13 protein-coding genes are annotated in these 16760 nt (G+C 41.8%); 7 read left to right on the top strand and 6 right to left on the bottom strand.

What is annotated here, in order from left to right:
- Nucleotides 1-43: 43 nt before the first annotated feature.
- Both ABFV72_RS08400 and mmsB read left to right on the top strand, forming a co-directional pair.
- Nucleotides 44-1327 (top strand): enoyl-CoA hydratase/isomerase family protein, encoded by a 1284-nt coding sequence (locus ABFV72_RS08400; protein ID WP_347163151.1) that lies wholly within the window; start codon nucleotides 44-46, stop codon nucleotides 1325-1327.
- A gap of 200 nt (nucleotides 1328-1527) precedes the next feature.
- Complete coding sequence (gene mmsB, locus ABFV72_RS08395; protein ID WP_347163150.1) at nucleotides 1528-2445, top strand: 3-hydroxyisobutyrate dehydrogenase; 918 nt, start codon at nucleotides 1528-1530, stop codon at nucleotides 2443-2445.
- Between the two features lie 206 nt (nucleotides 2446-2651).
- On the opposite strand, the gene ABFV72_RS08390 is transcribed toward mmsB, so the two are convergent.
- Nucleotides 2652-3410 (bottom strand): IclR family transcriptional regulator, encoded by a 759-nt coding sequence (locus ABFV72_RS08390; protein ID WP_347163149.1) that lies wholly within the window; start codon nucleotides 3408-3410, stop codon nucleotides 2652-2654.
- 593 nt (nucleotides 3411-4003) lie between these two features.
- On the opposite strand from ABFV72_RS08390, the gene ABFV72_RS08385 reads away from it, so the two are divergent.
- Nucleotides 4004-4882 (top strand): hypothetical protein, encoded by an 879-nt coding sequence (locus ABFV72_RS08385; RefSeq protein ID WP_347163148.1) that lies wholly within the window; start codon nucleotides 4004-4006, stop codon nucleotides 4880-4882.
- 136 nt (nucleotides 4883-5018) lie between these two features.
- Here ABFV72_RS08385 and ABFV72_RS08380 read toward each other — a convergent pair whose 3' ends face one another.
- The 3 genes from ABFV72_RS08380 to ABFV72_RS08370 form a co-directional block, all read right to left on the bottom strand.
- Entirely contained in the window at nucleotides 5019-5834 is an 816-nt protein-coding gene (locus ABFV72_RS08380; RefSeq protein ID WP_347163147.1) for a 4'-phosphopantetheinyl transferase family protein, read from the bottom strand.
- Nucleotides 5835-6050: 216 nt separating this feature from the next.
- Nucleotides 6051-6569 carry a peptidoglycan-associated lipoprotein Pal gene (gene pal, locus ABFV72_RS08375; RefSeq protein ID WP_057760480.1) on the bottom strand — a complete coding sequence of 173 codons (519 nt, stop codon included), beginning with the start codon at nucleotides 6567-6569 and terminating at the stop codon, nucleotides 6051-6053.
- 141 nt (nucleotides 6570-6710) lie between these two features.
- A complete protein-coding gene (locus tag ABFV72_RS08370; protein ID WP_347163146.1) occupies nucleotides 6711-7319 on the bottom strand; it encodes a DUF6231 family protein in 609 nt (202 codons plus the stop codon).
- Nucleotides 7320-7781: 462 nt separating this feature from the next.
- Between ABFV72_RS08370 and pepN the strand changes: the two genes are divergently transcribed.
- On the top strand, nucleotides 7782-10382 hold the full coding sequence (gene pepN / locus ABFV72_RS08365) for an aminopeptidase N (protein ID WP_347163250.1): 2601 nt from the start codon (nucleotides 7782-7784) through the stop codon (nucleotides 10380-10382).
- 178 nt (nucleotides 10383-10560) lie between these two features.
- Here the strand turns inward: pepN and ABFV72_RS08360 are convergent, their stop codons facing one another.
- A complete protein-coding gene (locus ABFV72_RS08360) occupies nucleotides 10561-11643 on the bottom strand; it encodes a 3-deoxy-7-phosphoheptulonate synthase (protein WP_102078467.1) in 1083 nt (360 codons plus the stop codon).
- A 429-nt stretch (nucleotides 11644-12072) separates the two neighbouring features.
- Between ABFV72_RS08360 and lpxB the strand changes: the two genes are divergently transcribed.
- From lpxB to ABFV72_RS08345, 3 genes are all read left to right on the top strand, one after another.
- Complete coding sequence (lpxB, locus tag ABFV72_RS08355; RefSeq protein ID WP_347163145.1) at nucleotides 12073-13389, top strand: lipid-A-disaccharide synthase; 1317 nt, start codon at nucleotides 12073-12075, stop codon at nucleotides 13387-13389.
- Between the two features lie 22 nt (nucleotides 13390-13411).
- The gene (locus ABFV72_RS08350) at nucleotides 13412-14290 is read left to right on the top strand and encodes a ribonuclease HII (RefSeq protein ID WP_347163144.1); all 879 of its coding nucleotides are present in this window, start codon (nucleotides 13412-13414) and stop codon (nucleotides 14288-14290) included.
- A 321-nt stretch (nucleotides 14291-14611) separates the two neighbouring features.
- Entirely contained in the window at nucleotides 14612-15865 is a 1254-nt protein-coding gene (locus ABFV72_RS08345) for a CAP domain-containing protein (RefSeq protein WP_347163143.1), read from the top strand.
- Between the two features lie 135 nt (nucleotides 15866-16000).
- Here the strand turns inward: ABFV72_RS08345 and ABFV72_RS08340 are convergent, their stop codons facing one another.
- On the bottom strand, nucleotides 16001-16666 hold the full coding sequence (locus ABFV72_RS08340) for a DUF924 family protein (protein ID WP_347163142.1): 666 nt from the start codon (nucleotides 16664-16666) through the stop codon (nucleotides 16001-16003).
- Between the last annotated feature and the right edge of the window lie 94 nt (nucleotides 16667-16760).

The raw sequence follows: 16760 nt of genomic DNA, 5'->3' as shown, positions 1-16760 counted from the left end.
ACCCTTGAGCCATTTTTATTATTTAATTTTGTAGGTCACTTTTATGACAGCAGCTACGACATCGACTAACGACACCAACAGCACTAACGCGCAAACATCAGCCAATAATACAGCACAAGAAGCGTCTGTATTGTTCAATACTGAACCGACAGATTGTGGACGCTTGATTGGAGTCATGACACTTAACACCCCAAAATCACTTAATGCACTCAGCGTTGATATGTGTCAATTGCTCTCAGCGCAGTTAGAGCAGTGGCAAGCGGACGAGCAAGTGGTAGCGCTTGTGTTAAAAGGTGCGGGCGACAAAGCGTTCTGTGCGGGCGGCGATATTCGTAAGCTCTATGACAGCATGTCTACCAGTGCACCAATGCCAAACCCGTATGCTACTGAGTTTTTTAGTCACGAGTATCGTCTCTATCGTAAAATGCACTTTTATCCGAAACCACTGATACTTTGGGGTGACGGTATCATCATGGGCGGCGGTATGGGACTGATGGCAGGATGTAGTCATCGTCTGGTCACTGAGCGCACACGTTTTGCCATGCCTGAAGTCACTATTGGACTGTTCCCTGATGCTTCTGGCAGTTGGTTTTTACAGCGTATGCCTGCTAAGACGGGTTTGTTTTTAGGTCTAACTGGCGCGATGTGCAATGGTAGCGATGCGCTATTGGCTAATCTGGCAGAGTATGCCGTTACCAGTCATGATTATGATGCCGTCATACAGCGTCTTAAACAGAGCGACTGGCAGGCAGTCGATAACACGAGCGGTGCAGATAAGTGCCATAGCAATAGCGCACATAGTATTGTCAGCGGAGCACTTGCTGAACTACCTATTGCCGAACTACCTGATAGTAAGCTTGCAACATACTGGCAGCCTATTCAGCAACTGATGAATAGTGGCGGTCTGGCTGATATCGATGCATTGCTACAAAGTGATGAAGCACTCATGCAGCTAAACCAAGACTTTGCAGAAGACAGTTGGACTCAGCGCGCAGTTGCAACCTATCGGCATGGCTGCCCAGTCACGGCTGCATTAACCTATGCGTTATATCACAAAGTCGCTGACCTATCGATCGAACAAGTACTGTATTTAGAGACCAATGTCGCAGTACATTGCGCGGCCAATCCTGATTTTAAAGAAGGCGTGCGGGCATTATTAATTGATAAAGATAGAAATCCCAAATGGTCGCGTTCATTGGCAGACTGTCTAAGTGTAGAAGGGCAGGCATATATCGATCAGCATTTTGGCAATCCTTATCCAAAAGGTGAGCATCCTTTGAGTGATTGGCTGGGTGATAACGCTTTGAGTAGTCAGTATGTCCGCTAACTGCCTAAAAGAAATTTATAACATAAGAACAATCAGCGATTTTATAAAGTTTTAAAGAATGATGCTAAGACATAAGATGGCAGCATTCATTAATAAGCAATATTCACTAATAAATACTGTTAAATAGTATGTAGCAATGGCTACATCATAATCATAAATCATCAAGGAGTGATGAGATGGGTACAAAGGATATAAGTACAATGAATAATAACTCTAAACCAAATATTGCTTTTATTGGGCTTGGTAATATGGGTGCGCCTATGGCAGAGAACTTAGTAAAGGCAGGTTACGAGCTATCTGTTTTTGATTTGTCTGAGGCTGCTACTAAGCGCTTGAAGCAAGCAGGGGCTAGTGTCGCAAAAAGTCCTAAAGATGCTGCCAGTAATGCTCAAGTTGTGATTAGTATGTTACCTGCAGGTCAGCATGTACATTCTGTATATTTAGGTGATAGTGGCTCTGATGGATTGCTCGCAGAGTTACCAAAAGGCACGCTTGTTATTGACAGTAGTACGATTGCGGCAGCTGATGCAAGGAAAGTAGCAGAGGCGGCAAGTAAGCTTGGCATCGACTTTTTAGATGCGCCAGTCTCTGGTGGCACAGGTGGGGCAGTTGCTGGTAGCTTGACCTTTATCGTCGGTGGCGATGCTGCTGCTTTTGCTAAGGCTGAGCCAATACTTGCTGTGATGGGGAAAAACATCTTTCATGCTGGCGAGCACGGCGCAGGACAAGTCGCAAAAATCTGCAACAATATGCTGTTAGGTATTCTGATGGCAGGCACGGCAGAAGCGATTAATCTAGGTGTCAAGAACGGCTTAGACCCCAAGGTGCTATCAGACATTATGCTACAGAGCTCAGGGCGTAATTGGACACTAGAAGTTTATAATCCTTATCCAAAAGTCATGGAAAATGTGCCTTCTAGCAATGGCTATCAAGGTGGCTTTATGAGCAAATTGATGCAAAAAGATCTAAACCTTGCGATGCAGACTGCTCAAGACACTGAAGTAGACACGCCAATGGGTGCTAAAGCAACAGAATTATATGCCTCACATACTGTAGAGAATGGTGATAAAGACTTTTCTAGTATTATCGGACGTCATGATGTCTCATTATTGTCTTAAACATGACTCTCTTAACTGTGTTTCTTTTGGGTGTAACCTTCTTAGACATATCAATTTTTAGACATGCCAACTCTTAAAAATACTAATATTAAGAATTTTTCGTATCACTAGTAGATGGCATTAATTAAGAGAATGCATTTGCTAAAAAGAAAAAGGTCTACGCTAAAATCATAGCGTAGACCTTTTTTGATGGCTAATAGATAGTATTAGCTCTGCAGATCATAGACGAGCGTCTGAACGTCTTGTGCGGCTTCTTGCAGTCTTGGTACGTGCGTCAGCAAATCATCTAAGGAGACGCGTATGGTGGGCGCATGCAGATAGAGAGAAGCCAGATAGCGTTGCTTTTTATCCAAGATAGGTACAGCCACTGCCACCATCTCAGAGATAAACTCCTCATTATCAATGCCGATACCAGTATCAGCGATACGATCAAGCTCGGCATTTAATGCATCGATATCAGTAATCGTATTCTTAGTAAACTTATCTAATGGCAACCCTTGTAGAATTTTCATACGGCTAGTTGTAGATAGTTGGCTTAGATATAGCTTGCCAGTTGCTGTACACCACATAGGTGACTTTGCCCCAACAGGAAGATAAATCTGTAGTGGCAAGGTCGTCTGAGCTCGATTGGTATAGATCATATCCATATGATAGGGGATGCCAATACCGCAAGTTTCCTTTAGCTCATCAACCAGTTTTTGCAAAATCATCTGTCGCTCGTTAAAGAACAGTCTTTGTTGCCATAGCTCAACGCTCAAATTGCGTACGCGCTTACCAGGGATAATGCCACCACCAATATCAACAGTTAAGAAACCATCATCAACCAAGTTTTGAATCAATCTATGAATGGTCGGTTTAGGGATGTCTAGCTCCTGTGAGAGCTCAAGTGGAGAAAGCGGTTTTGAAGCATATGACACCGCTTCGATGATTTCTAGAACACGGGTAATTGACGATACTTTAGGCATATATATAACTCAGTAGGAGTAAAGAAATAGAGCAGACAGCATCACAAGATTTTCATAAATAAGACAAATAGTGACAATACTGACGTTCTATAACAAATCTATTATAACAACTAATTTAGCATAATATTCGCTTGAGGCAAGCGTTAGTCGCGTTATATGAGATCATTTATATCGTTTTATTTGTTGGTGTAGATTTTCTTATACAAGTAACAATAGATACGTCAACTCACAAGGCAAACTATTCTGTAAGGTTAAGCCATATAACTGTCATTGATTCAAAGTGCGTTCTAGATAATTATGTGGACATGTTTTGCAATACCCTTACATAAACATTAAGCAAGCGAAGTCTCATGTTTACGCTGTTTGGTTACTTTAAGGACGTTATGTAACATAAAAGCGAATTTTTGCAGATTGGTGTAGCAATTATTACAGTACCTATGCAATCTTTACATAATGGCAAATAAAAACAGCATCAGTAGGGGTGACTTTCCAAGTCAAAATTGTTTTAATCACCTCAACAAAATGATGGTTTAAAAAAAGCACAATCATCGTTTTTTATGGGCGGGTTTATTTCACACTTTAGGAGAATAATTATGAAATTGATTAAATTGACGGCAATCTCTGCTGCTGTTCTAGCATCAACTGCTGCATTAGCTGCTGATCCAGTTATCGTTGTTGATGACAACGCTGCAGTTGCATATGAAGCTGAGCCAGTTGCAGTTGCCTATCAAGCAGAACCTGCTTCTTATGCATACGATGCTAACGCTGGTGTAGTAAGCAACACTACTGGCGCTGTTGTTGGTGGCACTAAAGGCTTCTTCAATAAAGTAGTAAACCCAGCATCAGTTAGCGCTGAAGTTGGTACTCTAGGTTATGGTGCGAACATCGGTTGGTCACTTAACGAAAAAACCGAATTGCAAGCTGGTTGGGCAGGTGGCGATGTAGCTGACCTTTTCGGCGGTGATTTTGACGCAGACGACGTAAACTATGATGTAGACTCTGACTTTAGCAACCCGTACCTAGGCGTACAATTACGTCCTACTGGTAACTGGTTTACAGTTGGTGCTGGTATCATCGTTCCTGACAACGATTTTGATGTAACTGCTAACTCTGAAGGCGGTACTTACAAAATCAATGATGTGTCATACAACGCAGATGATGTAGGTACTTTACAAGGTACTATGGAGCATCGTAATAAGCTAGCTCCTTACGCTACTATCGGTTTCCGTCCGAACATCACGAATAACTTCGGTCTATTTGGTGAAATTGGCGCAGCTTACATGGGCAAAACAGATGCTACAGTAAATGCAACTGACCCAGATAGCCTTGTAAGTATTTCTAATGGTGTTACTGATGTACCTTCTGGTCTGACTGCTGGTGATGTTGCTAATTTAGCTGAGCAAGAGCTAGAAGATAAAGACTGGTTAGAGTGGTTGCCAATCGTTAAAGTTGGTGCAACTTACCGTTTCTAATCTAAATACAGTTTAAATACTGTCATTAGTAGAAAATAAAAAAACGATCCTTTTTAGGGTCGTTTTTTTATGCTTAAAATAAAGTATTGAAAGATATACTAAAACTCAAGTTTGAACCTTACTGAGAAAACCTTGCTCAAAAAACGATGACAGTTTGCTGAGATTGTAACGCGGCAATACGGTAAACAGATTGGCGCTTCGTATCCTCAATATTACTGAATAGAGAAGAAGCGTTAATCTCTTTATTATTTTCAATCAAGCTAGGAATAAGGTGAGAGTAATCCATACCCAAGCCTTGAGCTAATGTATATTGGTTGACTTTAATAAAGCTTTCTTTTATTTGCCATAACAGTTTGGCAGTGCGTTCTCGCTGATCTGTAGAGAGCTCCTGTAAAATAGCCAACTCGCTCTTTGAGTAGAAACGCTTGACTACATGCCACGCAATATTATTGGCCTCTATATCGATACCAGCAGGACGCTGATGACTGATAACAACCGCTATTTTGCTGTGTAAATGCGTAAAATTTGTCTGATTTGATTTTGTGGTTTGCTTTGAACTACCAGCTCCTGTATGGCTAAAGCATACGTAATGCTGACTGTTGACGAGTCGATAGGGAAAGCTTGACTCATCCAAGGTGTCATCTATTTCTAACTTCTTGAGCAGCTCTTGCAATAGTTGCCTGACGCCATGCCGCTGCTGCTGACGCTGTTTACGTGCTAGAGCAGGTATTGAGTGTTTAGGAACTGCTAGCGCCACCTGATAGTGCCAGTTTAGGCTGTTAAGCTTGATGATGTCTTTACACGACGTATTATAGGATGATAACCATAATGACTTTTTCCACAAGCTTTCAGTGACTAAATGACTAATTGACTCGCTCACTTGAGCCGTCACACACCATGTTGTGGTGTCGAGTTGAGTGTACTGTAACTGGGTAAGGTTAGAAGTCGGCATATATTACTAGTCGTCAAAAACGATTATTTTGGAATTGAGTATATAATACTATGTAAGTCTGAACGCTATGTATTTGATACATAGATAGTCATACAATAGCTATATTTAAATAGTTTATATCTAATTAACCTACTAAAAATCCAAAAAGCCCAGCAATATACTTTTGCTGAGCTTTTATTTAATCATCGAACGCTATAAATAACGCTAAATCACAATTTAGTAAGACAGCTCAGCACGACGGTTTTGTGCATACGCGTCTTCTGTGTTACCAGCTGCTGCAGGGCGCTCTTCGCCATAGCTAATCACACGGATGTTGTTTGCAGTGACACCTTGAGCAGCAAGGTAGTTACGTGCAGCTTGTGCGCGTCGCTCACCTAGTGCCATGTTATATTCACGGCTACCGCGCTCATCAGTGTGACCTGCGATAACGACAGTCGCTGCTGGGTTTGAATTTAGCAGGCTTACGTGTTGGTTAAGGACGCTCGCTGATTGAGCAGTAATTTCGCTGCTATCAAAGGCAAAGTAGACCACTGCTTGGATATTCTCAGCGCCAGTAATGACAGCGTTTGAGTTATCAACGATAACCGCACCATTATAGCCAACTTGTCCACCTGGAATACCTAGCGGAGCAACAACAACTTCTGAGGTAGAACGCTTGGTCGCACAACCAGTGGTTAGTGCAACGGCGCTTGATAGCACAGCAAGAACAGCGATCTTAGAAAAACTGATTGACATGACGAGCTCCTAAAATTTTAATTAAATTTGTTTTTTTAAACTGCTTCCGATAAAACTTAGGCAATCTCTATCTATAATATACTAAATGTTAATTTATGTAAGTATTTTTACTGTAAATTACGATAGATAAAATTGAGCGTATTACCAGCGGTGTTTGCCCCAGTTTTCAGGGTTGGCCCAGTAATCAGCATTGAGCCAATTTGGTAGTTGTTTGTAGTCATATAAATTAAATTGCCAAAGCGTCGCAGTAATGGTTGATGAGGTAATAGATTGAATGTCATCAATATTTAGAGATGGTTCATTCAATATATCAAATGGCGTGAAGCCATAAGGTTTCAAATCTATCGAGCTGTCCAATGCGATAAGTAAATGCGCGGCATACAGGTCACGGTAGCGCATGAGTAGCGGTACATAGTGCTGAGTTAGCTCTTCTGACAAGGTAGGCAGCCAAAAGCAAGCAAGCTCATAACGATCAGGTACATGCTGTTTAGCAAGATCTGATAACGTTGATAAGTGTCGTGCGTTCAGCTTCGCTTCAGTGTTCTCATTAATAGATGTAGTATCGTCAAGTTGTGCTTGTAGTGCCAATAAATCCGCATTGTTATGTGTTACCCATAATGCTTCACTATTATCTTTGTTATGCTCAGGTGACTGTTCTGTCTGAGCCGTCAATGAGGGTAGTAGCGCGTCAACATACTCTATAAGCAAAGGTAGGGTAATGTTTGCGCGTTTCACCGTATTTTTTGTCATATAATAAGCCGTTAGTTAAATGATTGGTCATCAGTATGACTATTAAATCATTTTCAACGACATTATCCAATTGATAACGTATGTTTCATATTTAAATCATCTTGAACCGACGATATCTTACTTTACATACTTGAAATTTAGCGATTTAGGTCAATCTAGCTATAAGCTTGATGAGAAAATCAATTTAGTATAAAAGTTAGCTTAATCATTGCAAAGCTTGCCTATGTGCTTAGTTTATTAAGTGCTTAGCTGATTAGTTAGCCTAAAGATAAAGTCTTTCTTGACACTAGTGCCTTTTGCAAATAGCGAAATGATACTACTCATTATTATATTACTCATTATTATATTACTCATTATTATATTGCTCATCCCTAGTAAAAATAACTTATAACCAAATCACCGATAATAATAGGACACCATATGTCTACTGCTGAAACTGATGCACAAATCATCAATCCTGAAATGCCAGATGTGCCGCCCCATGCGCCAAGTAAGATTAACTTAAAAGACTATACCAAACCAAGTTTTGATGTCGATACGGTACATTTAGATATCAAGCTGTTTGAAGACTATGCGCAGGTAGATAGTACGCTTGAGATGGTGCGTCAGACAGCAGGGGATATTGTCTTATTTGGTGAATCATTAGAGCTGCTAACGATTACGATGAATGGTAAGGTGTTGACTACTGAGGATTATCAGCAGGAAGCGGGTAAGCTGACGATTTATAATGTTCCTGAGAGAGCTACTTTAGATATTCAAGTGCGTATCTGCCCACAGACCAATACGGCGCTTGAAGGCTTATATATGGCCGGTAGTGGTGACGATACGATGTTTGTGACTCAGTGCGAGCCAGAAGGTTTCCGTAAGATTACTTTCTATCCAGACCGCCCTGATGTGCTAGCGATATTTACCACGCGACTCGAAGCAGATAAGCGCTATCCGACGTTATTGGCCAATGGTAACTTAGTCGAAGCAGGCGAAGTGGCCGATGCGCCAGACCGTCATTACGCTATTTGGCATGATCCAACCAATAAGCCAAGCTATCTATTTGCCTGTGTGGTTGCCGATCTAGATGTATTGACAGATTCTTATACGACCAGCGAAGGTCGAGAAGTATTGCTTGAGTTGTATGCCAAGTCTGCTGATATTGATAAATGCGATGTTGGTATGCAAGCCCTAAAAGATGCCATGAAGTGGGATGAGGTCAATTACGGTCGAGCCTACGATCTAGATCGCTATATGATTGTGGCGGTCAGCCAATTCAATATGGGTGCAATGGAAAATAAGGGTTTGAATATTTTTAACACCGCTTGTGTGTTATCTAGCCCTGAAACAACCACCGATGCCCGTAGTTTCAGCGTAAAAGCCATTATTGCTCATGAGTACTTTCATAATTGGACTGGTAACCGAATTACCTGCCGTGATTGGTTTCAGCTGTGCTTGAAAGAAGGCTTTACCGTTTACCGTGATCAGTCATTTTCAGCAGATCAGCAGTCAAGTGCGGTGCAGCGTATTGATGATGTAGCGACTCTACGTGCCCATCAATTCAGCGAAGATGCAGGTCCATTAGCGCATCCAGTACGTCCAGAGAGCTTTGTTGAGATTAATAATTTTTATACGACGACTGTCTATGAGAAAGGCGCTGAAATTGTACGGATGATTGCCAATACGTTAGGGCCAGATGACTTCCGTAAAGGAACAGATGAGTATTTCCGTCGCTATGATGGACAAGCGGTAACGGTTGAGGACTTTTTATCAGCACTGAGTATCACTGATGACAAAATCGAGAATTTCATTGATTGGTATCGTCAACCTGGTACGCCAGTGGTATCGGGTTCTCAAACTTACGATAGCACCGCACAGACACTGACTATTACTTTGAATCAGCAGACACGACATGTCAAAGGCTTTGATGCACCAAAACCATTGCCGATACCTGTAGCAACGGCATTGTTTGATAAAGACTCAGGCGCTATTGTTGCTGAGCGTATGTTATTGCTTGACGAAGCGACGCAAACGTTTGTCTTTGAAAATGTCGCAAGCGAGCCTGTCGTGTCATTACTGCGTGATTTTAGTGCGCCAGTACAGCTCAACTATGACTATCAGGATGCAGATTTAGCGTTTTTGCTTAAGCATGAAACCAATGGGTTTAACCGCTGGCAGGTTACTCAAATGCTGGTAAATCGTATTTTGTTGCAAGGACAAGGTGTGAAGAGCAGCCCTGATGTATACCTAGAAGCATTGGCGCAGACGCTGCCTGTCTTATCGGCTGACGATGCGATGCTAGCGGCACGGTTACTTGATATTCCATCAGCGCAAGAGTTGGCTTCTGCTATTTCTAAAGACTACGATCCAGTTTTGGTTAAAGAGCAGCGCGATGGGCTGTACAAGCAAGTGGCTGATAAGTTAAAAGACCAATGGGCTGAGCTTTACAACAACTTGCCAATGCAGTCTTATGAAGATAGCGCTGAAGCTCGAGGCATTCGTGCGCTGCGTAATGTCGTGCTCGATATGGCGTTGACTGCCAATGTAGATGATGCAGCAGACTGGGCAAAGCAGCAGTATGATAATGCGAGCTGTATGACTGAGCGCTTCGGTGCATTGAAGACCATGGTCAATCATCAATTGGCAGGTGCAGATAAGTACTTGGCTGACTTTTATGAGCGTTTCCAAGCAAACGATCTGGTTATCGATTTGTGGTTCAGTGTACAAGCTGCGGCTGACGACGTGACGCCTGATATGGTCAAGTCGCTACTGACGCACACGGACTTTGATTGGAATACGCCTAATCGTGTCCGTTCAGTTGTCAGCGCTTTTAGCTCGCAACCGACGGTACTCTGGACGGCAGAAGGTCTAGAGATGTATACAGGCGTGATTCAAAAATTAGATGATGCCAATCCTGTATTAGCCTCACGCTTACTGCAAGTACTAGCCCGCTGGAATACGTTGGCTGAGCCGCGCCGTCAAATGGCGCACGAGCAGCTGGTAGATTTACAAAAGAATGTCTCATCTAAGCATGTGCTCGAAAGCTTAGAGAGCGTGCTAGATGCTGCAAATAGTTAATTGAGAGCAGGGTTAGCTCTGACCAATTAATGAAACACGTATCGTTGATGGTCATTGCTAATCGAGTTTTAGAATACATTATTTCTTATAGAATGTTCATAAATAAAAAGCCCCTTTCACATCAGTGCGAAAGGGGCTTTTTATTATTTGCTCGACGATAATTTATCGCGGATAGCGATTAGCGATTTGGTAGTACATCTTTTACCATATCACGTAAGTCACGTAATGCTGTGACGGTGCTATCCCAATCTAGGCAACCATCGGTGATCGATTTGCCGTACTCAAGCTGGCTTAAATCAGCAGTCAATTTTTGATTGCCGCCTTTTAAGTGACTCTCGATCATCATACCGATAATCGATTTATTGCCATTTTGAATTTGTTCGGCAACGTTTTTGATAACCATCGGTTGTAAATAAGGGTCTTTACCTGAATTGGCATGACTTGAGTCAATCATAATCTTGCTATTGGTTTTGCCTTTTGCCAGCTCGTTTTCAACTTGAGCTACCGCAGTTTCATCATAGTTAGGTTTACCGTTACCACCGCGAAGTACCACGTGCGCGTAAGGATTACCTTTAGATTTGATGATAGAGACTTTACCATCTGATGATAGACCTAAGAAGCTATGACCTTCTTTAACCGCTTGCATGGCGTTTACAGCAACCGTCATACCACCATCAGTACCGTTCTTAAAGCCAACTGGGCATGATAAGCCAGAGCTCATTTCGCGATGCGTTTGGCTTTCAGTGGTACGTGCACCAATGGCTGACCAACTGATTAGATCCTGGATGTACTGCGGTGTATTTGGATCAAGTGCTTCGGTCGCGCAAGGTAGACCCTTTTCATTCAAATCAAGTAGCAATTTACGAGCCGTGCGCAAGCCTTTTTCTATATCAAAGCTATCATTCATGTCAGGGTCGTTGATCATGCCTTTCCAGCCAACCGTTGTACGAGGTTTTTCGAAATAAACACGCATGACCACAAATACACTGTCTTCGATTTCTTTTGCCAATACGGCTAAACGATCGGCATATTCGTGAGCGGCTTTGATATCGTGAATAGAGCAAGGGCCAATGACCACAAACAAACGCTTGTCTTTACCATCCAAGATATCTTGAATAGTATTACGACCTTTTAGTACGGTGTTATACGCGTCGTCTGACAGAGGCAGCTCGGCTTTTAGCTCGGCGGGGGTAATCAAAGGAATAAATTTTTCAATATTCACGTCGTCAATATCTGCATTATGGGTAACTGATGTTGTCATGGTTATATATCGTCTAGCTGATTTATAGGAACATTCATTATGCGGACAAAAGTGTTGGTTGACAAGGGTAGTCGAGCAGTTAATTGACTGATAACTGGAATGAGAAAACTAAAACTTAGTTATACTTATAGAGACTTAGCATGATATTTGACATTCTAAATGCACGTTTAGCATTTGGTTTTTCTATCTATTAATAAGAGTTGATTGAGTTTTTGGTGCATAACGCTCAGATTTTATGCGTGAATTTCGCTATTTGTATCATCGTCAAGTATGATAGCAACATTAGCGATGGGTGACCCAAACTGTGTCATTAAAACAGTACGGATGAGTGTGCACATTATCCGTGAGGTCGTATCGCTGATTTATTACGTTATATTTTATAATAACGGTTTATTTTATTTTGTGTATTTCTAATATCGAGAGCTTGTCATGACAGATTCTGCTACGTCTCATCACCATACTGACCTTATTCATCAAGCTGAGACGGATTCTCAAGTAGCAAATATAAATGCTACGCCGCTAGTGATAGGCATCGTCGCAGGTGAGGTATCTGGTGACAGCTTAGGCGCAGATTTTATGCGGCAAATGAATAATCTACGTGATGACATTGTCTGGGTAGGCGTAGGCGGTACGAAAATGCAAGCGCAAGGGCTACAGAGTATTTTTCCGTTAGAGCGCTTGGCAGTGATGGGTCTGGTCGAAGTCATGTCGCAGCTACCAGATTTGCTTAAAGCGCGCCGTGAGCTACTGAGTGCATTTAAGGCGGCCAATATTGATTGGTTCGTCGGTATTGATGCGCCTGACTTTAATTTGCGAGTATCCAAAAAGCTAAAGCCCCAAGGCGTATTCTGTGTGCAGTACGTCAGTCCTTCTATCTGGGCGTGGCGCGAGTCGCGTATCCATAATATTAAAGCGGCGACCAATTTGGTGCTATGCCTATTCCCGTTTGAGTTGCCAGTTTATGAGCGACATAACCATCCAGCGATCTGTGTGGGTCATCCCTTATTACGAACCATTGATCAGAACCTAATCGATACACCAATCAATCAACGTCGCAGTGAGTTGGTCTGGGACAATGATGGGTTGCAGCAGTTTTTTATTGAACGCTTTGATGATGTGAGTCAGCTTATTTGTGTGATGCCAGGATCTAGACGCGGTGAAATTACGGCTATTCTGCCATTGATGCTTGATGGTATCCAAAAGTTAATCCTGTTAGATCCTAAGCTGTGCTTTATTATTCCAACGGTCGATCAAAACCATCAATATATCGTGCAAGAAGTGATCGACCAACGCTCAGAGCAGCTGCGTGCAGCAATTGTGGTGGTCTACGATGATACCCAGCCAGAATTTAGCCAACATGCCATGGCGGCGTCAGATATCGTGATGCTGGCATCTGGGACAGCAACGCTGGAGGCAATGCTGCTTGAACGGCCGATGGTAGTAGTCTATCAATTAAATCAGCTGACTTACCAAATAGCCAAGCGTCTGGTAAAAGTGCCATATGTGGCATTGCCTAATATATTGGCTAATGCGCCAATCGTACCTGAGCTTATTCAAGAGCAAGCGAGCGGTGACAATATTTGCCGCACCGTAATGCGATTGCTGCAACCACGCGCTTATGCCGAGCAATTACACGACTTACTAGTGACAAAGCAGTCGCTACAACAGCAAAGTAACCATGAGCCTGCAAACAGCGTGATTGAGCAGTGGTTTATTCAAAATACCGATACCGTCAATCCTAATTAAACAAGAAAGATCTTCTAATATTATGCATATCAACCAACATACAGAAAGCTCAGTTCAAATAATTGACATCAATATTGAGCATATTGATGTTAAAGGACAATATATTCAGTTAGCAGCGCCCATACACTTATATGGGCAAATGAATGCCGCTGAGTTGCTCACTCAATATCTGATTAATGATAACCAAGATACGGAGCAGTCAATACTACGAATCGGCGTTGATGAAGCAGGACGAGGGCCGTTACTAGGTAGCGTCAATGTGGCGGCGGCAATATTACCTGCGACTTGGTCAGGTCTAATTGAAGAACAACCGCTTAAAGACACGCCGTTGTCGATACTGACAGACTCCAAACAACTGAGTGAAAAAAAGCGCGATATTCTTTATCCATTGGTTCAGCAGCATGCTATCGGTTATATCATCGCCGATATACCGGCAGCAGTAATCGACCAGGTGAACATCTTGCAGGCAACAATGCTTGGTATGCGCTTATGTACTGAATCATTGCTAGCAGTAATTTTTGAAAAATTTTCGACTACTGGAAATGATAAAAGCACGTCGCTCAATCAATTAAAAATCGAAGTACTGTTTGATGGAAATCGTTGCCCGGATTTGAACTATGATAGTTTTAAAAAGTTAGAGGTAGCGCCATTTGCAATTGATTGCCAAGCGTGGGTAAAAGGTGATGCGCGTCATACTAGTATTGCAGCGGCCAGTATATTGGCAAAAGTAAGTCGTGATGAATCAATGTATGCACTGGATGCTCAATATCCGGAATATGGTATTGCCAAACACAAAGGCTATCCGACGCGCGCACACATGGAAGCAATCGAAAAACATGGTGTCTTGCCAACGCATAGACGTAGTTTTGCACCAGTGAGAAAAGCGCTAGAAATACAGTAGCTATAAAACAGTGTTTATGACAAAGTGAATATGAAAAAGTGACTGTATAGCGGAGACAAAAGAATCGTACTTTATAGATGATATCTTTTCCTCGAAAATAGCCTAAGCTTAGTGTTGATTTATAGTCCTAAAAAGAAACCTGTTACTTGCAACCGCGAGTAGCAGGTTTTTTTACAAAATAATGAGCAAAAGTTCATAATTTGTAATACAATAGATATGATATTGAAATAAAACACTGTTAAATCAATAACTAACTACCCTGTAGCTGATTTTTATTTTCACTGCTTTTCACAAGCAGGTTATTATTTTATAGGATGAGCGATGACTTCTTATACTTCTCAGAAAAATCTTGCGGCAGTGCTATTTTTAACCATATTTCTCAGCGCGTGCGGAGGGGGCGGTGATTCTGACAGCAGTTCTACATCTGCTAATACACCAGATAACTCACAAAATGATGAAACTGCCGAGCCAACCACGTCAGAACCTATTATTTCTGCTCCGATTATAGCGACACCTACTAGTCAGGGTGACGAGCCAAGCGATGGTATTCCTAACGCTGGTGGCAATGGGTCAGCTGAAAACAATGTACAAGCAGCATTAAGTGCGAACAATCAGTTCAGTCTAGCAAGAACCAGTTGTGGTCTAAATGGTCTATCTGTTGATACAGAACTAGATGATATTGCTATTCAGCACGCAAATTACATTAAACATGTATTTGCTAATAGCTCACCAACCAGCTTTAACGCGCATTTCGAAAATGAAATCAGCGATATTGCTAGTGTGACAGGTTCTAACAATCCTTTTTTCAGTGGATTAGATCTGGCAGATCGATTGATCAATGCAGACTATGGCAACTCTCAATATGGTGTCACTGAAAATATTGCCCAGTCTGTCTATTACAGTTCGGCAGGCAATTTTTTAAGTACAGAAGCCGTGGCAAGTTCTATGGCAAAATCGTTGTTGTCAGCGCCTTATCATTTACGCTCTTTAATGTTGCCAACCTCAGGAGTAGTAGGAACAGGAGTGGTTACCTATACGCCTAGTAGTAAAAATGCTGCTAACAACAAAGGCTATGTTTTGGTAAGCAATGCTGCAGGGACAAAAACCACGGCAAATAAAACGCTTGAAGGTGTTTTTACGTACCCATGTCAAGATGTGATGGGGACAGTCACTGCACTTTATAACGAAACCCCAAATCCAGTCAGAGGCTCTGGGCGCAATTTGCGTACTGATCCTATCGGACAGCCAGTTTATATCAACATGCCATCCGCTGATAAAGTTAAAGTGAGTAACGTTAAATTCCGAGATGTGCAGCGCAATATAGATGTGCCGATTCAATTGCTTGATTCTGACAATGATCCGTACAAAGGTACGAATTATGCGCTACCAACGAATGAAGCATTTATTTTGCCATTAACGGATGCGCTCAAAAGCTGTGAATCAGGTAGTAATAAAGGTGGTAATTGTGGACTTTATGGTAATAGCGAATATAAGGTCAGCTTTGATATTTTGGTTGACGATAAAGTATTAGAGCAGCAATCATTTACGTTTACTACTGGTAAGGTAAATTACTAATAAGTATTTAATACTCTCTAAATATTTGTCGTAAAAAAGAAGGTCTGAACCAGTGATATGATTCAGACCTTTTTTTATATAATAATTCTTTGTGTAACAACTTTGAGTATCTTCAGGCAGTACTAGGAATCTCGCTTAAAACGATGAATTAGGCTGTTTTAAAAAGTTCTTTTCATCTTCGGTTGAGTCGCGATTTAGTACCTCGTTGCGATGTGGATATCGCCCGAATTGATCGATAATTTGTTTGTGACGATGTTCAAAGTCTAATGTGTTTGCATCATCTAGTTGTTCAAATAGCGGTAGATAACGCTTATGAATCATGGCCGACTCAGAGTGCATAAACGGTATAATAATAAATCTACGCCATTGCATTGGTAGAGTATCAAAATAAGGCTGTTGAATGGCTTCTTGGGCGAGTGCTAACGCCATACCGTCTTGCGCAAATGCACTTGCTTGTCCGCGACATAAATTGCGTGAAAACTGATCCAGCACAATAATTTCTGCCAAGCGTCCTGCCAACGCCGTTATCGAACTATTACCATCTAACGAAGACTCTGCGATACGCCAAGTGACACATTCGCCTTGTTTTGCTGCATGCCAAATGTCGCCAAACTTATCCTGTATCTGCTTATCAAAACGATCGTTTTGTTCAAACCAGTACGCTTCATTGTTTTTATCAAACCAAAAATCCAACACGGCGCGCGCATTAGGATCTAGATAAGTCAAATCTATGTTTTTCGGATCCAATTGTGATGAATGGGATCGACTGGCTGAGGTGGAATAATCGGTTGAGAGTGCCATAAGATATTCTAATTATGATGAATTTAGTCTACTATAGCGCAAATATTTATATCTGTCTGTCAAGATAGCAACAGCAGAGTGTCTATTAGGTAAT

Source organism: Psychrobacter proteolyticus (assembly GCF_039762275.1).
In the GTDB taxonomy this organism is placed as follows: domain Bacteria; phylum Pseudomonadota; class Gammaproteobacteria; order Pseudomonadales; family Moraxellaceae; genus Psychrobacter; species Psychrobacter proteolyticus_C.
The sequence above is the reverse complement of the archived record's forward strand: the minus strand, read 5'-3'. Positions and strand labels throughout refer to the sequence as shown.